This is a genomic window from Alteribacillus bidgolensis, assembly GCF_002886255.1.
Lineage (GTDB): Bacteria > Bacillota > Bacilli > Bacillales > Marinococcaceae > Alteribacillus > Alteribacillus bidgolensis.
In genome coordinates, this window is the sequence record NZ_KZ614149.1 from 2,930,534 (window position 1) to 2,953,325 (window position 22,792).

The following is a 22,792-nucleotide window of genomic DNA, read 5'->3' on the forward strand; positions in this document are numbered from 1 at the left end:
CTTTTCCTAACAAAAACTAGAGAAAAATAAATTTCATAATCGGCTTTTTAAAATTGATTCCGATTTTTAAATAATAAATAAAGAAAAAATGGAGCACCGATTCCTGCCGTAAACACACCTGCCGGGATATCGATTGGGTAAAAAATAGTTCGCGCTGCCAGATCTGCTCCAAACAATATCAATCCCCCTGTTAAAGCGGAGGCTACTGCCAAGTTACCGAATTGCTTATCTACTAACGTGCGTGCAATATGTGGTGAAATCAAACCAACAAACCCAATAGCACCGACCGCAGCGACGGCAGCACCCGCTAAGACTACACTAATACCCAGGAGTATAAGACGGTCTCGCTGTACCCGAACCCCTACTCCTGAAGCTACATCATCTCCTAGCTGCTGGGAATTCAAGCTTCTGGAAAAAACAAGAACTAGTGGCAACAAAATAAAAACAACCGCTGCTATTGTGAACACGTCTTCCCAAGAAGCCCCGTAAACGCTCCCTGTGAGCCAAAGGTAAGCCTGATTCGCGGTTACAGCGGAACTGACGACAATCATAAACGTCGTTAAAGCACTCATAATAGCTGAGATACCTATCCCAATCAGTACAAGCCTTATTGGTGTTATTCCGTTTTTCCAGGCCAACGCATAAATGAATATCGATATGATGAGTGCCCCCGTTATAGCCGCTAACGGCATCCACGCGATACTAAGGCTCTCTGCTAGATATGTAAGAAACGCAACTGCTGCAACCGCAGCTCCTCCCGTTACTCCAATAATATCCGGTGCAGCTAAAGGATTTCGGACAACCCCCTGTAATATCAGCCCAGAAACACCTAGTGCAGCGCCTACAAGCAGCGAGAGAAGTGTACGAGGGAGTCGTGATCCCAAAACGATAAATTCATTTCCTCCTGTCCCCTGCCCCATAATCGTTTGCAACACTTCGAACGGATGCAGAAGTTTACTTCCTAGACTGGGACCCGCAACGCATGCCAGCAAAACCAAAAAAACTAATATACCTAGTGTAAGTATAGTCTTCCCTTCTATCTGAAAGGAAACAGTATTTTTCTTATTTCTAAACGTCACGTACCGTTTCATAGCTTTGACACTCCCCTGCGAGCGATATACACAAAAAATGGGCCGCCCACAAGCGCTGTCATAACCCCAATAGGGACCTCCTGCGGCATGATTAAAATCCTGGCCAAAACATCAGCTGCCAACAGTAAAACAGCTCCAAGCAATGCCGAAAATGGTATAACCCATCTGTAATCATGGCCTGCAAAAAAGCGTGCGATATGTGGAATAACCAATCCAATAAATCCAACGGACCCGACAACTGCAATAGAGCTTCCTGCTAGAAGAACTACTATCGTTCCCATGACGCCTTTAACGACTTTAACATTTTGTCCCATGCCCTTTGCAATATCATCACCGGTAGATAGTAAATTAACAGCTTTCCCCATAAACAGTGCAACCAGCATTGCTGATCCTATAAAAGGGAGAACAGGCAAGAGCATCTCCAGAGTTCTGCCGCTGATGGAACCTGCAAGCCAAAACAATACATCTTGAAGACCAGTTTCGTTTAACACTAATATCGCTTGTGTATACGATTGAAAAAGGGCACTGATGGCTGCTCCAGCCAATACAATTTTTATCGGAGTTAAACCGTTTCGTCCAAGGGAACCAAGAAAATACACTACCAAGGCTGCAACCGCAGCTCCCAAAAAGGCAATTCCCGTTAAATGAATGAGAGAAGAAATAGATAAAAACACAACCCCGACAACTACAAAAAAAATCGCCCCTTGATTAATCCCAAATGTACTAGGTGAGGCTAAAGGATTTTTGGTGAGTGCTTGCATAAGTGCCCCGGCGACAGCTAAACTGGCACCAATTACCGTTCCAATGACAGCCCTGGGAAGACGATCGGACTGAATAATAATATGCTCTGTTGATTCATCATCAAAGTCTGTAAAAGAAGAAAGGGCCTTTTCAAAAGAGATTGGTGTCTGACCGAACACAATGCTTGCTATAAAGGCCACACAAAATAATATTAATAACATGATTAATATAATGGGTTTTGATTTCTTAATGGAATGAAACTGCGTCATACTCTCACACTTCCGTATTCAGAAACGAAGGAGAAAGAAACATACGTATTTCTTCCTCCAGTTCGTTTAATTTTCTAATTCAAAAATTTCATACAAATCATCGAGCATGTTATGAGCTGAAATGTATCCACCTGCAGCATTCCAGGCCACTTCTTCTACCATGTGAACTTCATCGTTTTTGACAGCTTCTAATTCTTGCCATAAAGGATGTTTTGTCCATTCTTCGTACGTTTCTTCTATTTGCTCTGTTTCTGTGCCTGAATTAAAATTGAAAATGATTTCTGCATCTGCCTCTGGAATGCTTTCTTTTGAAGATAGTTTAATCCCCCATTCTTCCGGATTATCATGACCTTCAGGACGTGTAAACCCGGCATCTTCAAGGATCCGTCCTGCATACCCCATATAGAATATACGGGCATGATCTGCGCGGAAATTCGTGATGGCAGCCTCTAATGGAAGAGCATCACCCATTTTTTCTTTAAAGTCAGCGATACGTTCGTTATAATCTTCCATTAATTGATCGGCCTTCTCTGCTTTGTTGAGTGCCTGTCCAGTAATATCGAGTGTGTCTTTCCAATCATAAACAGCTTCTCCGACAACGGTGGGTGCAATGCTTGAAAGATCATCATATATGTCTTCATGTCTTGTTTTTGAAGCAATGATGAGATCAGGACTAAGTTCTGCAATTGCCTCTAAGTTCGGCTGTGTTTCTTCCCCAACTAATTCTGCATCTTCAAGATCCTCTCGTAAGTATTCATAAACTGGTTTTTCTGTCCACGATTCCACGATGCCAGCAGGCTTTGTGTCCAGTGCGACAGCTATGTCGTTTGCTCCTTGATACAACGTAACGACTTTCTCAGGTGTACCTTCTATTTCCGTTTCTCCCATCGCATGCTCTACTACTCTCACTTCTTCTCCATTATCCTTATTACTGCTCCCTTCCACTGATTGTGATTCTTCCTCTGTACCGCACGCAGATAAAATCAAACCTGCAACAAAAAACGTAAACAATATAGATATTTTTTTGAACAGCATTTTTTGACCCCCTACAAATGATATCGATTATCAATTTCACTCAAGTAAGTATATAATTGATAATCATTCTCGTCAATGGAAAGTTTCACTTTTAAAAATTTTATGTCTAATCTTTACATGACTTTTCATTTCTTTTGTGAGCAGTATTTGTTCCATTCCTAATTTTACCGCCAAGTCCTATGGCAGAAGACGTAGTTTTACTTTATATAAAAATAAGACCGACATGGCCGTTCTTTATCGGTCTTACTTTGCTGGTTTTCTTAATATAAACCTCACAAAAGCACAACTGCAAAGCTTCACAGCGAATAACCTCTTCTACTTTTTACTCGCATGATATGTTTGCCTGTTTTAAGGTCTACACCTCTTAACACCCATCCTTTTTCAGAGAAGGTCGTTTCCAGCCAATCCACCGATTGCAATAATATGTTTTGCTTTTTCTGCTTTGTTCCACTCAAAAACATCCATGCTTCTATAGAAGAAAAATTTTCTTGATTATCGTAAGCGATATACACACCATCAATCTGTTTACCAATCGTCTTATCGGTAAAACGCAAATATCGGAAAACTTTCAGTGCTTCGTCCATAACAGCAGTTATTGAAGCAATAAAATCACCGACCGTTGAAAAGTCGTTGTAATCCAAGTACATCCACTTTCTTTTTATGTTAAGTAAGAGATCTTTCTCTGTAGAAATACGAGCATCTGCTATTTCTCTAAGAATCTCATTAAACAACTGCTGTAAACATATCGGATCAGTAAATGACCTTCTATTACTACTTTCTATGTGTGCATTAAAGTCTTTCACTTACAACCCTCCTATATTTAAATTTAGTGCCTTAATAATGGGCACTGCTTACAGACTTCGTTACAATTGGATAGTGACTGATAAATGGAGCACCAAGACCGTTTCGCATAACAAATGGGAATGCAGCGGTTTTTAGCTTTTACTGTCAATTTTTTTGAAATATTATGATTGATAAAATCAGTCAAAACTATCACCAAATCGATTCGTTCAGGAATGTCTTTATGGACCATTTTCACTTTCCTGCCGCTGACATGTAAAATATGATGAAAACCTAGTTCATTTAACCTCACTGGAATAGAGCCAAGTTTGTCCGCTCCAACAATCATAAGAGATTCCATATAGAACAACCTCCAAAAAGAAATGAAAATGATTATCATCTAATGTTTGTCTTTATTTTATTGAAAATGATTATCAATGTCAATATTGTTCTATTTATATAAACCGCTCAGCTTCCTCTTTATTTCTTACATCCCTTAAGGTTACTGAAAAGCGCAAATATTTCGATTGCAAAGTGTACCTAAGGAATTATAAAGTATATATCTTTTTCATTTTACACATATTAAAAACATGGAAAGGAGGTTATTTTTATGGCTTTTACTATTTTTTTCTTTGCAGCTTGGCTCACTTTAGCTCTATTTGCAGTGATGCGAAAAAGATTATCTCTTATAGAAAATACATTTGTATTTATGGTTATTTTTGTGATCAATATTAATTGGGCTTGGATTATTTTTGAGGAGACGAATTTTGTTAAATTAACAACCGAGGGGATGGATTATACAGCCTTTTTGCTATTTAGAAGTATCATCATACCAATGATTTTAGTAATTCAATTAAATTTAATTCCAAAATTTAATACAGCTTTAGTTATTATTACATCCGTCATTATATTACTCTTTTTAACATATCTTTCCACCTTTTTTCATGTAACAGATTACACAAAATGGAACTTAGGTTATGATGCCTTATACTACATTTTCCTTCATGTCATATCTTATTACAGCCTTCAGCTATTTAGAAAGACTGCCAATAATGAGGTGAATTACTCATGATCTTATGGGAGAGTTTTGATAAGAATGAAATAAGTATATTAATTATGTTTGTTATTGCTTATGCTGTTATATTTCTGCTTCCTAAGAAATTTACCGCCGAAATTACATTACTATTTTTATTATTCGGATTCACCATTGGGGTTTTACATGAATTTACAATTGGTGGAGGACTTATTGATTTTTACAGGCTGAATGATTCAAATCGCTATGAAATATTTGATGTTATATATCATCTCTTATTTGCTCCCTTTGGCTACCTTTTTATTTATTTTTATGAAGTATTTAGAATTCATAAAATAACTTTTATATGGTATATCATAGCCTGGGCTTTGGTTGGTGTTGGAATGCAATGCATCTTTATATGGATGGACATTCTTCAATTCCAAAACGGTTATGAGCTTATTTTTTCCTTTCCAATATTTTTAACGACCCAAACTATTACTGGCCTTTACTATGAACTCGTATTTTCAAGATTCAAGGTCCTAAAAGATTGACTTTCTACCATTACAGCTTGTTTGAATATTTTCTCCGTTTAATAACAAATGGATGCAGGGTAAACAAACTGTACCATGATTATTAAGGAGGGAATATTCTTGCTGTTTTCTGGAAAATCTCTCGCTCGTTATTCTTTGGAAGCAACAGATGGTTCTATCGGTCGTATTGAAGATTTCTATTTTGATGATGAATCCTGGGTCGTCCGTTATTTAGTTGTGAATGCTAACCCCTGGCTGCCTGGAGAAAAGAAGCTGCTTTCACCGATTTCCGTAGAACGCATTGATCCAGTCGAACAAACCATTATAGTAGATTTAACGAAGGAACAAATTAAAAACGCTCCGCCGATGGACACAGATCGCCCAGTTTCCCGGCAGCAGGAAGTAGATTTTCATCGCTATTTCGGGTACGGATTGTACTGGCCCGGTGTAAGCGGTGCCGGCTTGTGGGGAGGAAGCCCGATGGCACGTAATTTGGTCAATCAGGATCCCTTTGAAGAAGAAGGTATGGAAGCAGGCCTGGCTGATACGAATCCAAACATGCGAAGTGTACGGGAAATCATCGGTGAATTTAGCGGATATGATGTTTCAGCCCTCGATGAAAAGGTCGGGCATGCCGATAATGTACTGATTAAAGACGGCTCTTGGGATATTCAATATATCGTAACCGATACCCGGCGCCTGCTGCCCGGCGAACATCACGTTATTTCTACAAGGGTTGTACAAGACGTAAACTGGACACAAGATCACATTAAATTAACAATGACAAAAGAAGAAGTGAAAAGAGCGCCTAAATATGACCCAGAAGATTTAACCACAACGGAAGAAAAACGTTTCTATGATCACTACCACACCTCTCACAGGACCTGATTCTCTCGTTTCATAGCGCCGAGTTCATTATAGATATTGTTGAAAGTATTTTTTCAACATGAATAAGACACCCCTTTTCTTGTAAAACGGGGTGTTTTATCTGCTGTCTTCCGATTACCAATTGGATGGGTTCTCGATAGGATTAGTGCGTTCACTTTCTGGAAATTTTTCAAATACTCGCCGATTTGTATGATTTACTCGCCGTTTTCGGACGAATACTAGCCGAACGCTGCCGAATACTATCCAAACAACAGAAAATACTCGCCACAACAAAAAACTAGCATAATTTGCCGCAGTTTAGAAAAGTCAATGTGATAAACCCTGTCTTTAAACGTTCCGGAATAGTCAAATGGCAAAGCCTTTTACATTTTTAGTTGAAGTGGAAACAGAGAAAACGTGAAAAAATTTGCGGAATTGTTTATTTGTAATAGCAGGGCTGATGAGGAGAAAATAATCTACGAGTGTAAGGAGATGAGTATTCGGAGATTTTGCTGCACAAACCGGGCAGAACCAGCCTCCCTTTTTCTTTTGAAGGGGTAAATGAAAGCATTCCTCACAATAAACGCCTGTTTGTATATCGGATGGGACAATGGCAAATGGTTTGAACATATTTGGATTGGCAGGTTCGGAAGGTTATTTTTCTGAAGCCATGTATTTAGGTGGTCCTTCTGCCGATTTATTTGTAAAATCGGATCCGGAAAACCTTCTTCTTTGTCGTTTACTGTTCGAATAAGCTGGTGGAAAAATGGATTAAAATACAACGTTCCAGCTACGTTTTTCACTTCGAGGATGAGACAGAAGTTCATGGTTAAAATGAAAATATCGATCTGGAAAAATGTTTTGTCTTTACTGGGAAGGCGGATGTCGTGGAAAATGAGGTCTGTCTTTTTAGAAAGAGAGGATAAATAATAGTCAATGGACTGTCTGTTCGCCTCGATATCCCGCATAACTTTTTGCTAGTTCGTCCTCTAGCTTGCTTCTGCTTGGATGACCCGGCTCAACCCTGCGGAGCAAAGCTTCTGTTTTGAGTATTTTTAGAGGTAATTGCAATTCTTTTTTAATCGATGCCCTCGCCTCCTTTATTTTTTACCATAAATAGCGTGGAGGATAATTTCCTTTTCTTTTCCAATACTATCCAAATTTGCTGATTTACTCGCCGTTCACATCAAAATACTATCCGAAAATATTCATTTACTCGCCAATAACCACCAAATACTCGCCACACGTTAAAACAATGACTATCCTCTGCTAAATTAGCGAACGTCCTGTTCCAACGCATCGTGTAGCAGTAAGCCGAACTGGCTTGCACAGGACGCCGCCTGGCCTCATTATCATGAAAAGCCCCAAGCGGCCGGGCGTTAGAGCTATAGATGAAAACGCCAAACTTTTATACTTTCTTAAAAAGGTCCGGCCATTTTCACAGCCGGCCCCTTATGCTTTATTCCCATTTGCTGCTAACTGCTGTTAAAGCTTCATCTATGATAGTGATCATGTTTTCCATTTCTTGCTTCGTTATCACAAGCGGCGGTGCGATGGCCACAATATTCATTCCTTCTTCAAAATCAAATGGACGAATAATAAGATTACGATCAAAACATTCTTCAACCAATGTATTCGCTGCTTTCACAGAATCATGAAATGGAAGAGACGCTTCAGGATCTTTCATCAGATCAAATCCTGCCAATAAACCGAGATTTCTTGGCTTAGCCACACAGCGATGTTTATCTTGAAGGTATTGAAGGCCTTTTTTCAATTCATCTCCCATCTCCTTAGCACGAGCGACCAATCCATCTCGTTCGATTATTTCAATATTTTTCAGGCCAACAGCACATGCGGTAGGATGGCCGCTGTATGTGAAACCGTGGGCTAGTACATTATCGTATTGAACAATGACTTTGTTGACCTTTTCTGAAATGAGCACTCCGCCAAGTTGAGCGTAGCCGCTAGTAATTCCTTTCGCTATACACATAAGGTCTGGCGTTACGTTCCAATGATTCATTCCAAACATTTCACCCGTTCGTCCAAATCCGCAAATCACCTCATCAGCAATCATTAATACATTGTGCTCATCACAAAGTGCACGTACGGCTTCTACATATCCTTCCGGAGGCAAATGAACGCCGCCTGCACCTTGAACTGGTTCTAAAATAACCGCTGCAACACGGTCTGCCCCTTCTTTTTCGATGATGCTGCGAATACAGCCTTTATAATCAGGATGGCTTCTATCACCAAGTTCACATTCCGTTAAGTGGGCTTTCGCATTTAAAATATCAGGATCTTTTGAACCAGAAAAATTACGGAATGCATCAATACCCGTTGCACGCTGCGCGGACACCGTTACGCCATGGTACCCTCTTTGAAGCGAAATGATTTTATTTTTTTGAGAATAGCCATGCTGCTGCCAATAAAACCGAGCCAGCTTAAAGGCCGTATCATTCGACTCTGATCCCCCCGATGTAAAGAAAACAGAATCAAGGGAACCCGGTGCTAATGCTGCCAATTTTTCTGCAAGCTGTGCAGCCGGTTTATTTGTAAAACCGTAAAATTGAGAACCATAGGCAATCTCAGCCATTTGCTCGTAAGCAGCTGCTGCTAATTCTTTTTGACCGTGTCCTGTATTTACATTCCAAAGCATGGATACTCCGTCCATAAAAGACCGGCCTTCAGCATCTATGACGTTAACTCCGCTTCCTTTTGCAAACACCGCCTTTGGTCCTTGTTTGGCATGAAGATACGGGTTTGTCGTTGGATGAATGACGTGTTTTTTATCGATGGCAGAGATTTCATTGGTTGATGATGATTTAATCAATATTTCTCACCTCAATATTTTCTATTTTTTGTTTGGTGCATTTTAAAATAACGTCTAATAACACGTTTGCTCCTTTTTCAATGTCTTCTTCAAGTGTTAATTCTTTTTCGTTATGGCTTTGACCGTGTTGACTGGGCAAAAAAATCATTCCTGCCGGCGCCATATGACGAATATATTTCGCGTCATGGCCTGGCCCGCTAAACAATCGCTTCGAAGAATACCCGCGGGCAGCAGCAGATTGTTCCATATACTCTTTCATATGGTTGGAAAAGGTGACGGCATCACTGTTCCATGTGGTTTGAATCACAACATCGGCATTGTTCGTGAAAGCCATCGTACTTAACTGTTCTTTCATTCTTTCCACTGCATGTTTTCGCACTTCATCTTTTTCATGACGAATATCTACAGAAAAGCTCACGGATCCTGGAATCACATTTGGGACGTTCGGATAAACATCTAACTGACCTACTGTCGTTTTTAATCCTTTAATTTCTTTGTGAAGTTCATTTATTTTACTTATCATTTTGGAAGCAGACAAAAGAGCATCCTTGCGATCCTCCATTGGCGTCGGTCCTGCATGGTTGCTTTCTCCTTTCACCTCGACATTTAGCCAGGACATTCCTTGAACTCCTTCGACAATGCCGATATCAACATTTTCTTTTGCCAGGATCGGACCTTGTTCAATATGGAGTTCAATAAAGCCAAGTAGATTCGTTAAACGATTCTGCTCTTCTCCTTTATATTCGATTTGGCGCAGCGCTTCAGCAAACGATGTGCCTTCCTTATCTTTAATGTTATATATATATTCTTTGGAAAACGCTTCAGCAATACCGCCAGAACCAAGCATTGGAGGGCCGAATCGTGCTCCTTCTTCATTGGTAAAATTTACGATTTCAATCGGGTATTCTGTTTCCAGCCCCAGCTCATTTAATGTTCGTATGACTTCTAAAGCAGTGAGTACTCCGAGAACGCCATCAAATTTTCCTCCACTTGGCTGAGAGTCCATATGAGAGCCCATTGCCAATACCGGCCCTTCCTCTTGTTTTCCTGTTCTTCGTCCGTACATGTTGCCAAAGTCATCCACACGAACAGATAATCCTGCTTCCACAAACCATTTTTTTAATTGGTCTCTCATTTCTCTATCTTGTTCTGTTAATGCTAGACGGTGCAATCCGCCGTTTTTCGATGGACCGATGCTAGAACTGACAGCCAATGTCTGTAGCAGTCTCTTTTGATTAATTGTGTATAATGTTGACTCCATTCTTCACCCTCCTTCCTCTTTCTAAAATGCAAACTTTATGCCAACTATGTTTATTCCTTTACCCTCGACTTTTTTGTAAAGCACTGATACAATATAGCGCAATATTCGAATCGAAAACAGATCAATGAACCTATTTCAATTCAACTATTAAAGAGGAGGAAGTTAAAAATGAAAGGCTGCTTTTTTTCTGATCCGCATTTTCGAGAAATTTTTAATCATTTTCGCGATGGCATATTTATAGCTGATCATAACGGGATCGCCCTTTGGATCAATGATGCCAGCACAAAGCAGATTGGTGCTTCGAAAGGTTATGTTATCGGCAAAAGTGCATATGAACTCGAGGAAGAGGGATTATTTACCCCTTCTGTTACAAAATCAGTTCTCGAAAAAAGAGAAACGATCAGCAGAGTACAAACCTCCAATAACCGGCAGTTTTTAGCGACAGGAACGCTGATTACAGTTGATGAAGATTACAGCGAATACGTATTGGTTCACGTAAAAGATATTACAGAAACGGTTCGATCCTCTCTGAAATTAGAAAAGGCAGAAGCTGTGATTCAATACTATGTCGAAGAAATTCAGAAAATGAAGTATGAACAGCATGTTGATGATGATGCTCATCCACGACTAATTGGCAAAGGAAAGGTCCACGAAGAAGTTATGGATCTAGTAAAGCGAGTAGCAAAAGTAGATGCCACTGTTTTGGTTCTAGGAGAAACCGGAGTAGGGAAAAGTGTCATAGCTGAAACGATTCATAATCAAAGCGAGCGGGCCAATAAGAAATTCGTACAAATTAACTGTGCTGCGCTTCCTGATTCCTTAATTGAATCGGAATTATTTGGTTATAAAAAAGGAGCATTTACAGGAGCCAATGCAAAAGGAAAGCCGGGACTAGTAGAAGAGGCCAATGGAGGGACGCTCTTTCTCGATGAAATAGGCGAACTGCCTCTATCTTTACAGCCAAAACTATTACAGCTGTTACAGGACAAAATGTACCTGCCGCTTGGAGATACGATCCCTCGATCCGCTGATGTGCGCATACTTGCAGCTACAAATCGTGATTTAGGAGAAATGGTCAAAAAAAGAGAGTTCCGAGAAGATTTATATTACCGTTTAAATGTAGTATCCATTCGCGTCCCGCCGCTTCGGGAAAGACGGGAAGACATCATCCCGTTTCTTTCTCATTACATGCAGCACTATAACCAAAAATATGAACGGTCTGCCACATTAACCAACGAAGCTATCGATACCTTGCAGTCCTATGATTGGCCGGGCAATATTCGAGAGCTCGAAAACATGGTCGAACGTATGGTTATTACCTCAACGTCCGACGTCATTTTAAAGTCCGCATTACCGGAGAAAATACTTTCACACGAACCATTTCATGATTCTGGTTTTTCAATTGATCGTAATCAGTCCCTCCCTCTTTATCTTGAAAATATTGAAAAACAAGCTATAAAAAAGGCACTAAAGGAAAAAGGATCAACGAGAAAAGCAGCTGCAGACCTTGGAATGACGCAATCGGCCTTAATGCGGCGAATAAAAAAATATAATATATATCCAAAGTGAGTTGATAGCAACTCATTACTCTTAACTGTTTCCGTCTTCTTTATTTTTCTTTTTATAAAAAACGTAAATAGAAAAGCCTTTTATGCGGTACTTTAAAAGTTTTCTTTATTAGAAAAACTCGGCTTGTCGCCGAGTCCTTATGGCGGAAGTCGTAGTTTTGCTTATACTTTGATCCATTAACAAAGTTAAACATTCCTAAAGTATAAAAAATTAAAAACGCCAGCCACTTTTGGCATACCTTTTGCATTATTAATAAAGTAGCTTATTTAAGCGAAATTTTTTAACCGAGGAGGATACTCATGGTGACATTATTACACAGCACTCCAACACAAGATGGCTTTCGTATGCCAGGAGAGTTTGAGCCGCACACAGGAACATGGCTGCTTTGGCCAATGAGAACAGACACATGGCATTCTGGAGCAAAACCCGCTCAACAAACATTTGTAAACGTTGCTTCAGCGATTTCGCAATTTGAACCGGTAACAATAGGCGTGCACGCAAATCAGTTTGAAAATGCCAGAAACCTGCTTCCAGATAACATTCGCGTGGTTGAATTGTCTTCCAATGACGCCTGGATGCGTGATATAGGCCCTACATTTGTTAAAAATGACCAAGGAGAGGTCCGTGGAATAGATTGGGGCTTCAATGCATGGGGAGGCCTAGAAGAAGGTCTGTATTTCCCCTGGGATTTAGACATGCAAGTCCCTCAGAAAGTGTTAGAAATGGAACAAATTCCTCGTTACGATGCGACTGATTTTGTGATGGAGGGAGGGGCCATTGCCGTTGATGGAGAGGGTACACTTATTACAACTGAGGAATGTCTTTTAAACCCGAACCGAAATCCCCATTTATCAAAACATACCATTGAACAAAGATTAAAAGACTATTTGAACATAGATAAAATTATTTGGCTGAAACATGGAATGGTTGGTGACGAGACAAATGGCCATGTAGATGAAGTAGTTTTTTTCGTCCGTCCTGGTGAAATAGCTTTAAGCTGGACGGATGACCCAAGCCACCCCCAATACTCTGTCCTGCAAGAGGCTTATCATAAACTCGCCGATTCGACAGACGCAAAAGGACGTCGATTGACTATTCATAAAGTTACACTGCCAGAACAAGCGACTCTTCGTCCAGAAGAAAGCAAGCAGATTGATTTTGCCAGGGATAGTTTTGACCGGCTGTCTTCCATTACATTTGTCTCCACCTATATCAATTGTTATTTATGCAACGGCGGCGTGATTATGCCTGCTTTTAACGATCCTCAAGATGAAGAAGCAAAGGCGATTTTTAAAGATCTATTTCCTAACAGAGAGATTGTCCAAGTTTATAGTAGAGAGTTATCGGTTGGAGGAGGAAACATTCACTGTATTACCCAGCAGCAGCCCCGCCCTTAATAGAGCTCTCATTTGTTGGAGACTGAGTAAACCGCTCAGGTCTCTAAATGAGTTTTCAAAATATTCTAATCACAAAAGGATGATTTCATGAAAGAACAAGGAGAACTTCAACGTCAATTGACGCTTATGCACGTTATAGTTATGGGACTAGCCTATATGTCCCCTTTTGCCGTTTTTGATACATTCGGTATTGTTTCGGAAGTCACATCAGGGCATGTCCCCACTGCTTACATTTTAGTCTTTACGGCAATTTTATTTACAGCTTTCAGTTATGGAAAAATGGTTAAACGATATCCTGTTTCTGGATCTGTTTACACCTATACTCAAAAAACAATGAATCCTCATATAGGTTTTATTGTTGGATGGATCACGTTTTTAGCTTACTTAGCGCTCCCGATGATCAATGCCCTGTTAGCAAGAATTTACTTATCTGCCGGGTTTCCAAATATCCCTGAATGGATATGGATTGTCGGATTAATCGCGGTCATCACTGTTTTAAATATCATTGGTTTGAAAATTGCTACAAATGTCAACCTGCTGCTCGTTCTGTTTCAATTTGTCCTTGGAATCACATTTGTCCTGTTAACCATTAATAGTATTTTAAACGAGCAGCCCAATCGTTTTTTTAGTGCGGACGCATTGATTTCCGAAAGCTTGGACACCTCCACCCTATTTGCTGGTGCAGCTTTATTAGCTTTATCGTTTATTGGTTTTGACGCGATTACTACTTTATCCGAAGAAACGATTCATCCAAAAAAAGTCATACCAAAAGGAATTTTCCTGGTTGCATTAATTGGCGGTATTTTCTTTTTCACCGTTACTTACTTTATGCAGTCTCTGTACCCTGATGTTTCTTCCTTTAACGATATAGAAGGGGCATCGCCAGAAATCGCTCAAATGATTGGAGGCAATCTTTTTTTATCCTTTTTTATAGCAGGCGCTTTAGTCTCCGTTCTAGCATCTGGTATGGCTGCTCAAACAAGTGCCTCAAGACTTCTTTATGCGATGGGGCGTGATGGTATTATTCCAAAACGAGTATTTGGCTACGTCCACCCTCGTTTTAATACACCCATTTTTAATATTATTATCATCGGTGTGTTAGCTCTTTCAGCCCTGATGCTCAATTTAACACAAGCCACATCTCTTATTAATTTTGGCGCTTTTACCGCTTTCTCATTTGTCAACTTATGTGTGATCGTTCATTATTTCCGCTATCATAAAGAACGCTCATTTTTCTCTATGATCAGTTATGTCGTTTTTCCACTCATTGGATTAGGATTTGTACTTTATTTGTGGATCAGCCTGGACCTTTTTTCTATTACTCTAGGTATGATATGGAGTCTGCTTGGGATTGGTTACCTCTTTTTTAAAACGAATTATTTTACAAAAGAACCGCCGCAAGTGGAATTTGAGGAATTGGATGCTTAAATACCCTATATTTTTATAAAAAAAATAGATAAAAGCGGCTATGCGTAACGTCATAAAGTATGTGCATGGACAACAAAAAATATCGTATTATACCTTTCTACGTTTCTATACCAGCTCAAAAGGTAACTGTTAATCTCTCATCATAAAATATCGTTTGATAGTGTTTGGCATGAAAAATGCAAATATTAATGTTTAAAGAAAGACAAATGGATGAATGATAACTCCTTCTTCGTTTTTCATTTTTTAAAAATCAGGGAGTGTATATTATGGAACATTACGGGTGGATAAGTTTAGTTCCTGCGTTAAGTGTATTAATTTTTGCATTATTGACTAGAAGAACGCTGGAATCATTAATCGTTGGTTCTATCATCGGATTTATTCTCCTGGAAAAAGAAAACTTTTTTCCTTCGTTTGTTGATTCCTCTTTAGCCGTCATGGGAGATCCGACAATCGGTTGGCTTATTTTCGTTGTTCTATTTTTTGGAGGTTTTATTGCATTATTAGTAAAATCTGGCGGAGCACTTGCTTTTGGAGATTTTGTTTCGTCAAAAATAAAATCAAAAAAATCTGCTTTACTTATTACTTGGCTGATGGGGCTTATTATTTTTATTGATGACTATATAAATGCTTTAACCGTAAGTACTTCCATGCAGCGCATAACAGATAAATATAAAACATCAAGAGAGCTTTTAGCTTACGTGGTAGATTCCACGGCTGCTCCAATTTGTGTTTTGGTTCCATTGTCGACCTGGGCCATTTATGTGTTAGGTCTTTTTGAAGCAGAAGGGGTTGCGGATGCTGGACAAGGTGGTATGGCATATCTTCAAGTAGTTCCGTTCATTTTTTACGGATGGGTTGCTATATTCGTAGTTTTATTAACTATTTTAGGAGTTATCCCAAAACTTGGACCTATGAAAACAGCAGAATTAAGAGCAGAAACACAAGGAATTTGTATCCCGGAAGGATCAGGGAACATTTCCCTTGTAGATGATGAAATTGCAGCAGGTGTCGATGCTGACGAGAAAAAAATGAAAGAACCAAAAATGATAAATTTTTTCATCCCGGTCATTGTGCTGATTGCATACACGTGGTATGCCGGCATTGATGCGCTCCAAGGTGTAATCGTTGCAGTTGCAGTAACGATTGCTATGCTGTTTTTTCAGAGAATAATGAAGTTAACTGAATTATTCGACACATTTATAGACGGATTTAAACCAATGATATATCCAATCGGCATTTTGGTGGCATCATTTATTTTAGTAGATGCTAATGAAAAACTTGGCTTGAATGCTTACGTGATCGAAAAAGTAGAACCATTAATGAGTTCTAGCCTCCTCCCTGTTGTAGCCTTTGTTTCTATGGGATTAGTAGCTTTTGCAACAGGCTCTTTCTGGGGTGTCTATGCTGTCACCCTTCCGATCATCATACCATTAGCTGAAGCTATTGACGCCAACATGTGGCTGTCACTGGGAGCTGTTATTTCTGCTGGAGCATTTGGAAGCCATGCTTGTCCGTATGGGGATGCTACTGTTTTATCTGCGACAGGTTCAGGCATAGATACGATGACTCATGTTATAACGCAGCTGCCTTATATCTTATTGAGCGGCGCCATATCGGCACTTGGGTATTTGATCTTAGGATTTACTTTGTAGGATTATCTACAATGAAAGAAATAGGAGGAACATTACGTATGATTAAGACCGGTTTTATATGGGACAACAAATATTTAGATCATGATGTTGGAGATATGAAGTATTCTTTTAACAATGGCAATGAGATGGGAGTATCTCATGAATTCGGAAAATCCGAAACTCGCCTATGTAATAAAAGAAATGTTGAAAAAGACAGGCATTATCGAAAAGATGAACTGCTGCTCCCCGTATGACGCCGCTGAAAGTGATTTATTGCGTGTACATACAAAAGAACATGTAAATTGGGTGAAGAAAGCATGTGAAAAGGGGATTAGGGAGGTAGGTCCGGAAGCATACAGCACTCCTGTTTCACTGGACAAAGTGATAGAAACGTTAAAATCATATTGGGATTTCTCAACTTAAGATGAAATTCACTTCAGTGTATCGACTAAAAAAGGTAACTGCTCCCTATTCAAACAAAGGGGGCAGTTATCTTTTTTAAAAACAATTTTATAAAAAATCGTTTTGTAATTGTTTGAATCATTGACCCGAACCGATCATCTACGTTTATCAGCGGAATCGGCTGTCGTTTTCTTGTTTGTTCACCTCATAAATGTCATACAGTCCTTCAAATGCTTGCGGCTGGGGCAAGGTTCAACTCACCAATCACAGATTCCGCTTTTTCTACGAACACGGAGGAATTTCCAACAAATGTAGAAGGAATGATGTACCCTTCTTCTGTTATGGAACACCTCGACCCCGAGAAGCCGGTTGGCTCATTGAAGAAATTATTTTCCCCTTCCGGCTCATATCTTCTCCCGAGGTCCAGGCCCTCAGTATATACTGAAGTTCCCTCTAATAAGATGGATACGAATCTGTTAAACAGGAGGATTGCTTTAATTATGAAATCAAAAAGTTTGACCAAGGCTTACCAGCGTGCCCGCCTTTAGAAGGGAAGCCACTCAAGTGGTGCTCTTTAAAAGAATGGGAGGAGTTAAAGTCATCAAATAAAAAACCGGATAAGACCTGGGTTTTAATAGTAGATTGGTTAAAAACCTATGTGCTGCCGTAGAAACAATTTTTCGGGGAGCCAGGAAGGCAAAAGTGAATTTTTACATTCTACTCTCCTTACGTAATGTCTATCAGGACAATATCGAAATTATAAACAAGGCCTCCATAAAAATCAATGAGTGTGTTGTAATAAGCATTCTTTTGTCCATTTCTCAGCAGCATCATAAATTACTTTTCTATCCTTCCTTTCGATTTCATAATAAGTTGCCTTGTAATCAATCACCCGCTTTATGTATTTAAATTCCGTTTGGTGTTCAATATTAATTCTATACGATCCCCTATCCTTTCACTATCTAACCAGGCTCAGGAAATTCTCATCCATCTCAATTCTCCATTTGAAAGGACAAACAACAACGGTTATTGAAAAAAGATAAAGGAAGAGCTCTTATGAAAGAAAGGATGAGAAGGAATGAATCGTATATTTAAAAGAAAAACAGCTGCCTGTGCAAACTGTGGGAAAAAGATAGAGACAGGAGAAGAAATCTATGCAAAAATGAGGTATCCGAAACGTAAAATAATGGTGGAAATAAAGGCCTATTTAATAAAAGAAACAGAAATCTTCTGTAGTACATGTTTTAAACAAGAGAAGGGCAAATGATAATGTTTCATTCCTGAGGCATTTTCTATGATCGAACCAAAAGAAAATGCCTCATGCTCTGCTCTGTTTTCTCAATTATTTTTACTTTTACCAACAAGACCTGCAATACCTACGGTCATGATGGTTAGTAAAAAATATAAAAACAAATAGTTAATATGGATATAATCGTTTCCGAAATAATACTGGAAAATGACTAACAGGAAAAAAAGAAGAATGAAAGCAAAAACTATGGCGCTAAGCATATAATTTTTTATATTATGGAAAACCCTCTCATCAACGGGAGGAGTATCGGATTTATTCATCTTTCTTTTAATAAGTTCCAGTAACAAAAGACTAATCACAACACCAATAATAATAGGAATAACCACATTCACATTATTTAACAGGAGTCCGCCAATGAGAAATCCTATAATGATGAAGATAGGAATCCAGTAACCTCTAGCCTTACTGTTCATACTTTTTCCTCCTCTTCTAGACTAAAAATCATTTCTAACGGTTTATCAAAATATTTGGAAAGCCTCAAGGCCAGTTCTAAACTCGGGTTATATCGATGGTTTTCGATCGCGATGATCGTATGCCTTGTGACCCGAAGCGATTTAGCCAGTTCCAGTTGGGTGACATTAAGCTCTTTTCTAAACTCTTTTATTTTATTTTTTACCACATTGCATATCCCCCTTTCATGATGTAAAGATATCTTAACCTTACTTTTACTATATAACAAAAAAAGGAAAATGTGAAGATATCTTTACATTTTCCTTTTTTTCTTTATTTTTTTAGCAAACATATGAAACAGTGGCTGTACATCCTACCGCACCGATCATGCCGCAAATCACTGCGAGTGACACTCCACCGACACCTGTGGTAATACCAAGTGCGGCTGCTGCGGCCCAGCATCCAGCGGCACCGGCTCCACCGCAAAGGGCGCCAACAATATATTCACACCAAAAAGAGGCTTTCACTTGACTATTGATCTCCTCTGTCTTCTTCTCAATAAAATCCTGGCCATCGTATGTATGACCGTCTTTTGTGATGACTTGATCATCCTTTAGCTTTACATCATAAATAACGTTATCATCCACAGTCAATTTTAATTTCGCCATGTTATCGTTTAGTTGTTTGACATCATAGCTTCTTTTGAGTATTAATCTCTCATCTTCTAGATCGACAAAGTATTGTGATACCACCGTTTTTTTACCTTTTTTGGCCTGGTAGGTGGTAACTGCTTGATAAGCATTCTCATCTTTTTCCACATTCACTGTAAACAACTTTTCGTTGTACTGTCGTTGGTTTAAAGTACGGCTGGTTGATTGAAATTCCGATGAATTTTCTGTTATTTCAATGGCCTTTTGCTGTTCTTCCTCTGTACCAGTAGATTGTGGCTCTTCTAGATTTTTGGGGTCAACGGTACAATCTGGGCAGTCTTCTTCCTCAGGATTTGAAGGGAACAGCTGATCCAGATTCTCATCCGCACCACTATCTTCCCCGGCAACAGAACTAACGGGATTCAAGAAAATTCCTGCTAATAGACTTAGACATAACACTAGATTCATTACCTTTTTTGCGACAGTCATTAACAATTCCTCCTTTTAAAGTTTACGAGTTTCATTAGATAAAACTTACATCCATTCCAATACATTCCAAAATCTTATGTATTCAGATTATCATGCATTATCCGATATTTTAATGGTAAATTAGAACGCTTATGAGACATGGGGACTATTTTATTACTTGTTTATAACATTTATCTGGAACTTATTTCGGAATAAGAAAAACGCAAGCTGTTACTCTCAATAACTTATCTATCGTGGTGATATGAAAGTTATAATCTAATCGGTTAAGCATACATAAGGAGAGAAAAGTCGCTCTTAAAGTTTATTCAATCGGGTTAACAACAATCAACCGAACATCGAGATAAACATTCAGGCTGAAGGTAATGTGGGGGAGGTGACATGCGGAATGGATATAATGAATGAGAAAACAGTTAAACAGGTAGAAAAGCTCGCGGAAGAAAAAATAAGCATTCTCATTCGATCCTCTATTGAAACGGCACAAAACGATATGGAAAGCGACATCTTTGGTTTCAGAGAAGTTTTCCATCACGCGGCCCCCAAAGCATGGACATAGGAAAAATGGGGATAACCAAATCACGGATATAGCAGTAGACATTAAGGTGCTTTTAACATGAGACGAACAGGAACCGTTGGTGATTCCTTTCTTCAAGAATGGAAGGAGAAATAACTATGTGGTCGATTGTAGGAATTCTTAATAAGACAAATTAGCCTTTCTTAGTGCAAGGGAAGGATTATCGACATACTCTCTAAATAGACAACAACCTTCCGCCGTTCGAGACTTGAACCCTAAAGCGTGTGCGCATGCCGGGCACATCAAAAAAAAAAGAGAAAGAGCGCACATTTGCATTCTTCTACCTAACTGACTTATCTGAAGATCTAGAGGATGCTCTACCCAGAATGGCTAAAAATACGTATTCATTGACTGTTGGACTTCTCTCTTTTATTCATAACTCTAAAATAGAGTTCCAAGCTAAGAGCTATAATGACTCCAGCAAAAATGTATTGCGTTGAATCATTAAATAAAGCTAACGCAACAAAAGTTATTATCACAGCTGACTGCACTAGAGACTTTAATTTTTTTTCTAAATTCATAAAAAGTTAGCTCCCCTTTTTCTGAAGTTATAAAAATAACATACAGGACAACATTCAGCACTGTTTTCCTCCTAACGTACATATTAATTAAACTTATGGAATAGAGAGTAGTACATTAGCAATTTGTTTTTCATATTATTTTAAAAGGGTATAACATTGTTAATGGATCAAAGTATAAGTAAAATTATGACTTCCGCCATTTGAATTTGGCGATATGCCAAGTTTTTCTAATACTTTATTTTTCCACGCCCTGTCATTTGCCAAATTTCAGCTTTGGTTCTCTGCCCTATTTTACTTAAAATACTACAGGAAATTCTGTTAAAATAAACATTATCATAAGGTGTAATGAAACCACTTGGATGTGATTGTTAATGAAGAAAAATAAATTAATTATATACAGTGTCGTTTTGTTTTTCATTTTGGTTTCAGGAGCTTGGGCGATTAACAGCTTTTCATCTGAACCTCCAGAAGACAGTGCCTCCGTCTTCACGGAAACAAAACCAGATATTCCAGCCCCCAAGCAGAAGGAATCCGATCCTCCTGAAAACGACATGAAAAAGGAAGAAGAAGACACGGATACTAACTCAGAAAATTCAATAACGGAAAACGACGTACAAGAAGCAGTTGCCGCTATGGTAAAAGAAAACCGCGCTCTTGTCATTGACCCTGATGTAAAAATGGTAGCAATTGGAGATTCGCTAACACAAGGGGTCGGAGATTCTACTGGAAATGGAGGGTATGTCGGAATTCTCGAAAAAACCATCGGAAGCAGCAGTATCTCTGCCTCGTCGTTTACAATCGCTAATTACGGCAAACGCGGAAACCGGACAGATCAGCTTGTCAAAAGGATGGAAGAGCCTGCTATGACTTCCTCTATTGAAGAAGCAGACGTTATCCTTGTCACAATTGGGGCTAACGATATTATGCATATCGTTCGTTCGAATATTAACAACCTAACGTATGAGGCGTTTGCTAAACAAACCGATTCATATGAAAATAGACTCGAAGACGTGTTTCAAACGATCCGTTCCAAAAACGAGGAAGCACCTATTTATTTAATTGGTCTCTTTAATCCTTTTCACATCTATTTTGAAAATATTCCAGAATTAAATCAAATTGTAGAAGACTGGAATACAATCGGACAAGTGACGGCAGCAGAGGACGAAAACGCCTCTTTTATTCCCATTGATGATTTATTCCAGCAAGCCGATGAAAGCTATTATGCAGAAGATAATTTTCATCCAAATAAACGGGGTTACCTTCAAATAGCAGAGCGGGTTTTTCAATATATCAAACCAGAAATAAGCACATCAGAAAGTGACGAAACAGAATGATCAACCGATTAAAACAACAAAATGTATGGAAATGGCTATTTATCGCCCTTTTTATTATAAATTCAGGGGTTATCATTTGGCTGTTTTTTCTTTTTAATGCGACGCCGGATGAACCGATATTTCCACAAAGGGAGCAGGTTCAAGAAACCGATGTTGAATTTTCAATTGTGACCGATAGAGAAAATTTAAACCAGCTGATCAACAGATACCTTGATGAATTATCAGAAGGGGAAAGAGCCTCTTATTCTGTAGAATTAGATAATAAGGTACGCTTAAAAGGTTCTGTACGCGCATTCGGCCAGCAAATTCCTGCTACGGTTATTCTTGAGCCAGAAGTGCAGGAAAATGGTGATTTACTCTTAAAACAAGAATCTATAAGCCTTGGAAAGCTGCAGCTTCCTAATCGCCAAGTATTGGGCTATATTAAGAAAAATTACGAAATGCCCGGCTGGATCGAGGTAAACCCGGACCGTGAAGATATCTATGTAGCCGTTACCGATATTAGCAGCTATCAAAATATTGAAGTGAAAGCTGAACAATTTAACTTAACCAATGACCGAATTGCCTTTAGTATTCACACCCCATATGAAAGCCTCCCGTTTAATAAGAATAAGATAATGAATTATTTTCAATAAAAATAAACAGCTTCATATCAAGAATAGACCGGCTGTCAAAAGCCGGT

General features: G+C 39.0%; 23 protein-coding genes and 1 pseudogene. 12 read left to right on the forward strand and 12 right to left on the reverse strand.

Going from position 1 to position 22,792, the window contains the following annotated elements:
* Window positions 1-47 precede the first annotated feature (47 nt).
* From CEF16_RS14510 to CEF16_RS14530, 5 genes are all read right to left on the reverse strand, one after another.
* Window positions 48-1,091: a FecCD family ABC transporter permease gene (locus tag CEF16_RS14510; protein ID WP_091587072.1), complete on the reverse strand. Its 1,044-nt coding sequence runs from the start codon at window positions 1,089-1,091 to the stop codon at window positions 48-50.
* Window positions 1,088-2,101 carry a FecCD family ABC transporter permease gene (locus tag CEF16_RS14515; protein ID WP_091587073.1) on the reverse strand — a complete coding sequence of 338 codons (1,014 nt, stop codon included), beginning with the start codon at window positions 2,099-2,101 and terminating at the stop codon, window positions 1,088-1,090. Before CEF16_RS14515 ends, CEF16_RS14510 begins: the two co-directional genes overlap by 4 nt.
* 66 nt (window positions 2,102-2,167) lie before the next feature.
* Window positions 2,168-3,136, reverse strand: coding sequence for an ABC transporter substrate-binding protein (locus CEF16_RS14520; protein WP_091587074.1), 969 nt, complete (start codon window positions 3,134-3,136; stop codon window positions 2,168-2,170).
* A 296-nt stretch (window positions 3,137-3,432) separates the two neighbouring features.
* Window positions 3,433-3,939 carry a hypothetical protein gene (locus tag CEF16_RS14525; RefSeq protein WP_091587075.1) on the reverse strand — a complete coding sequence of 169 codons (507 nt, stop codon included), beginning with the start codon at window positions 3,937-3,939 and terminating at the stop codon, window positions 3,433-3,435.
* A gap of 23 nt (window positions 3,940-3,962) precedes the next feature.
* On the reverse strand, window positions 3,963-4,277 hold the full coding sequence (locus CEF16_RS14530) for a DUF2325 domain-containing protein (protein ID WP_091587076.1): 315 nt from the start codon (window positions 4,275-4,277) through the stop codon (window positions 3,963-3,965).
* 249 nt (window positions 4,278-4,526) lie between these two features.
* Here CEF16_RS14530 and CEF16_RS14535 point away from each other — a divergent pair, with 249 nt between their 5' ends.
* The 3 genes from CEF16_RS14535 to CEF16_RS14545 all read left to right on the forward strand — a co-directional run bounded on the left by CEF16_RS14535 (window position 4,527) and on the right by CEF16_RS14545 (window position 6,349).
* Window positions 4,527-4,988 carry a hypothetical protein gene (locus tag CEF16_RS14535; protein ID WP_091587077.1) on the forward strand — a complete coding sequence of 154 codons (462 nt, stop codon included), beginning with the start codon at window positions 4,527-4,529 and terminating at the stop codon, window positions 4,986-4,988.
* Window positions 4,985-5,482: a hypothetical protein gene (locus tag CEF16_RS14540; protein ID WP_091587078.1), complete on the forward strand. Its 498-nt coding sequence runs from the start codon at window positions 4,985-4,987 to the stop codon at window positions 5,480-5,482. Before CEF16_RS14535 ends, CEF16_RS14540 begins: the two co-directional genes overlap by 4 nt.
* Window positions 5,483-5,581: 99 nt before the next feature.
* The gene (locus tag CEF16_RS14545; RefSeq protein ID WP_170031960.1) at window positions 5,582-6,349 is read left to right on the forward strand and encodes a PRC-barrel domain-containing protein; all 768 of its coding nucleotides are present in this window, start codon (window positions 5,582-5,584) and stop codon (window positions 6,347-6,349) included.
* A 455-nt stretch (window positions 6,350-6,804) separates the two neighbouring features.
* Here CEF16_RS14545 and CEF16_RS25355 read toward each other — a convergent pair whose 3' ends face one another.
* From CEF16_RS25355 to CEF16_RS14560, 3 genes are all read right to left on the reverse strand, one after another.
* Entirely contained in the window at window positions 6,805-7,296 is a 492-nt protein-coding gene (locus CEF16_RS25355; RefSeq protein ID WP_091587080.1) for a nuclease-related domain-containing protein, read from the reverse strand.
* Between the two features lie 491 nt (window positions 7,297-7,787).
* Window positions 7,788-9,158: an aminotransferase family protein gene (locus CEF16_RS14555; RefSeq protein ID WP_342750480.1), complete on the reverse strand. Its 1,371-nt coding sequence runs from the start codon at window positions 9,156-9,158 to the stop codon at window positions 7,788-7,790.
* On the reverse strand, window positions 9,151-10,419 hold the full coding sequence (locus CEF16_RS14560) for a M20 family metallo-hydrolase (RefSeq protein WP_091587081.1): 1,269 nt from the start codon (window positions 10,417-10,419) through the stop codon (window positions 9,151-9,153). The genes CEF16_RS14555 and CEF16_RS14560 overlap by 8 nt, the downstream gene beginning before the upstream one ends.
* A 168-nt stretch (window positions 10,420-10,587) precedes the next feature.
* On the opposite strand from CEF16_RS14560, the gene CEF16_RS14565 reads away from it, so the two are divergent.
* From CEF16_RS14565 to CEF16_RS14595, 6 genes are all read left to right on the forward strand, one after another.
* Window positions 10,588-11,988 (forward strand): sigma-54 interaction domain-containing protein, encoded by a 1,401-nt coding sequence (locus tag CEF16_RS14565; RefSeq protein WP_091587082.1) that lies wholly within the window; start codon window positions 10,588-10,590, stop codon window positions 11,986-11,988.
* A gap of 302 nt (window positions 11,989-12,290) precedes the next feature.
* Window positions 12,291-13,385, forward strand: a complete 1,095-nt coding sequence (gene aguA, locus CEF16_RS14570) for an agmatine deiminase (protein WP_425428028.1) — start codon at window positions 12,291-12,293, stop codon at window positions 13,383-13,385.
* Window positions 13,386-13,472: 87 nt separating this feature from the next.
* The gene (locus CEF16_RS14575; RefSeq protein WP_091587084.1) at window positions 13,473-14,813 is read left to right on the forward strand and encodes an APC family permease; all 1,341 of its coding nucleotides are present in this window, start codon (window positions 13,473-13,475) and stop codon (window positions 14,811-14,813) included.
* A 266-nt stretch (window positions 14,814-15,079) separates the two neighbouring features.
* Window positions 15,080-16,465 (forward strand): Na+/H+ antiporter NhaC family protein, encoded by a 1,386-nt coding sequence (locus tag CEF16_RS14580; RefSeq protein WP_091587085.1) that lies wholly within the window; start codon window positions 15,080-15,082, stop codon window positions 16,463-16,465.
* Between the two features lie 138 nt (window positions 16,466-16,603).
* Window positions 16,604-16,867 carry a hypothetical protein gene (locus CEF16_RS23330; RefSeq protein ID WP_139185999.1) on the forward strand — a complete coding sequence of 88 codons (264 nt, stop codon included), beginning with the start codon at window positions 16,604-16,606 and terminating at the stop codon, window positions 16,865-16,867.
* A 1,057-nt stretch (window positions 16,868-17,924) separates the two neighbouring features.
* A complete protein-coding gene (locus tag CEF16_RS14595) occupies window positions 17,925-18,113 on the forward strand; it encodes a hypothetical protein (RefSeq protein WP_091587088.1) in 189 nt (62 codons plus the stop codon).
* Window positions 18,114-18,184: 71 nt separating this feature from the next.
* Here the strand turns inward: CEF16_RS14595 and CEF16_RS14600 are convergent, their stop codons facing one another.
* The 3 genes from CEF16_RS14600 to CEF16_RS24475 form a co-directional block, all read right to left on the reverse strand.
* The gene (locus CEF16_RS14600) at window positions 18,185-18,568 is read right to left on the reverse strand and encodes a hypothetical protein (RefSeq protein WP_091587089.1); all 384 of its coding nucleotides are present in this window, start codon (window positions 18,566-18,568) and stop codon (window positions 18,185-18,187) included.
* Complete coding sequence (locus tag CEF16_RS14605; RefSeq protein WP_091587090.1) at window positions 18,565-18,774, reverse strand: helix-turn-helix transcriptional regulator; 210 nt, start codon at window positions 18,772-18,774, stop codon at window positions 18,565-18,567. Before CEF16_RS14605 ends, CEF16_RS14600 begins: the two co-directional genes overlap by 4 nt.
* Before the next feature lie 112 nt (window positions 18,775-18,886).
* A complete protein-coding gene (locus CEF16_RS24475; RefSeq protein WP_091587091.1) occupies window positions 18,887-19,684 on the reverse strand; it encodes a halocin C8-like domain-containing protein in 798 nt (265 codons plus the stop codon).
* A 325-nt stretch (window positions 19,685-20,009) separates the two neighbouring features.
* On the opposite strand from CEF16_RS24475, the pseudogene CEF16_RS14615 reads away from it, so the two are divergent.
* A pseudogene (locus tag CEF16_RS14615) lies at window positions 20,010-20,237 on the forward strand (Ger(x)C family spore germination C-terminal domain-containing protein); the annotation flags it as partial.
* A gap of 362 nt (window positions 20,238-20,599) precedes the next feature.
* Here CEF16_RS14615 and CEF16_RS23830 read toward each other — a convergent pair.
* Window positions 20,600-20,776, reverse strand: coding sequence for a hypothetical protein (locus CEF16_RS23830; protein WP_170031963.1), 177 nt, complete (start codon window positions 20,774-20,776; stop codon window positions 20,600-20,602).
* Between the two features lie 371 nt (window positions 20,777-21,147).
* Between CEF16_RS23830 and CEF16_RS14620 the strand changes: the two genes are divergently transcribed.
* Together CEF16_RS14620 and CEF16_RS14625 are read left to right on the forward strand one after the other, a co-directional pair.
* Window positions 21,148-22,110 (forward strand): SGNH/GDSL hydrolase family protein, encoded by a 963-nt coding sequence (locus tag CEF16_RS14620; RefSeq protein WP_091587093.1) that lies wholly within the window; start codon window positions 21,148-21,150, stop codon window positions 22,108-22,110.
* On the forward strand, window positions 22,107-22,745 hold the full coding sequence (locus CEF16_RS14625) for a YpmS family protein (RefSeq protein WP_091587094.1): 639 nt from the start codon (window positions 22,107-22,109) through the stop codon (window positions 22,743-22,745). The genes CEF16_RS14620 and CEF16_RS14625 overlap by 4 nt, the downstream gene beginning before the upstream one ends.
* Window positions 22,746-22,792 lie beyond the last annotated feature (47 nt).

Excerpts from the sequence above, each read along its gene's own strand:
- CEF16_RS14510 (WP_091587072.1), bottom strand. The coding sequence starts at position 1,091 with ATGAAACGGTACGTGACGTTTAGAAATAAGAAAAATACTGTTTCCTTT.
- CEF16_RS14580 (WP_091587085.1), top strand. The coding sequence starts at position 15,080 with ATGGAACATTACGGGTGGATAAGTTTAGTTCCTGCGTTAAGTGTATTA.
- CEF16_RS14625 (WP_091587094.1), top strand. The coding sequence starts at position 22,107 with ATGATCAACCGATTAAAACAACAAAATGTATGGAAATGGCTATTTATC.
- CEF16_RS14560 (WP_091587081.1), bottom strand. The coding sequence starts at position 10,419 with ATGGAGTCAACATTATACACAATTAATCAAAAGAGACTGCTACAGACA.
- CEF16_RS14600 (WP_091587089.1), bottom strand. The coding sequence starts at position 18,568 with ATGAACAGTAAGGCTAGAGGTTACTGGATTCCTATCTTCATCATTATA.
- CEF16_RS14535 (WP_091587077.1), top strand. The coding sequence starts at position 4,527 with ATGGCTTTTACTATTTTTTTCTTTGCAGCTTGGCTCACTTTAGCTCTA.
- CEF16_RS23830 (WP_170031963.1), bottom strand. The coding sequence starts at position 20,776 with ATGAATTTAGAAAAAAAATTAAAGTCTCTAGTGCAGTCAGCTGTGATA.
- CEF16_RS25355 (WP_091587080.1), bottom strand. The coding sequence starts at position 7,296 with ATGCGGGATATCGAGGCGAACAGACAGTCCATTGACTATTATTTATCC.
- CEF16_RS23330 (WP_139185999.1), top strand. The coding sequence starts at position 16,604 with ATGAATTCGGAAAATCCGAAACTCGCCTATGTAATAAAAGAAATGTTG.
- CEF16_RS14620 (WP_091587093.1), top strand. The coding sequence starts at position 21,148 with ATGAAGAAAAATAAATTAATTATATACAGTGTCGTTTTGTTTTTCATT.
- CEF16_RS14565 (WP_091587082.1), top strand. The coding sequence starts at position 10,588 with ATGAAAGGCTGCTTTTTTTCTGATCCGCATTTTCGAGAAATTTTTAAT.
- CEF16_RS14520 (WP_091587074.1), bottom strand. The coding sequence starts at position 3,136 with ATGCTGTTCAAAAAAATATCTATATTGTTTACGTTTTTTGTTGCAGGT.
- CEF16_RS14575 (WP_091587084.1), top strand. The coding sequence starts at position 13,473 with ATGAAAGAACAAGGAGAACTTCAACGTCAATTGACGCTTATGCACGTT.
- CEF16_RS14595 (WP_091587088.1), top strand. The coding sequence starts at position 17,925 with ATGAATCGTATATTTAAAAGAAAAACAGCTGCCTGTGCAAACTGTGGG.
- CEF16_RS24475 (WP_091587091.1), bottom strand. The coding sequence starts at position 19,684 with ATGACTGTCGCAAAAAAGGTAATGAATCTAGTGTTATGTCTAAGTCTA.
- CEF16_RS14515 (WP_091587073.1), bottom strand. The coding sequence starts at position 2,101 with ATGACGCAGTTTCATTCCATTAAGAAATCAAAACCCATTATATTAATC.
- CEF16_RS14540 (WP_091587078.1), top strand. The coding sequence starts at position 4,985 with ATGATCTTATGGGAGAGTTTTGATAAGAATGAAATAAGTATATTAATT.
- CEF16_RS14530 (WP_091587076.1), bottom strand. The coding sequence starts at position 4,277 with ATGGAATCTCTTATGATTGTTGGAGCGGACAAACTTGGCTCTATTCCA.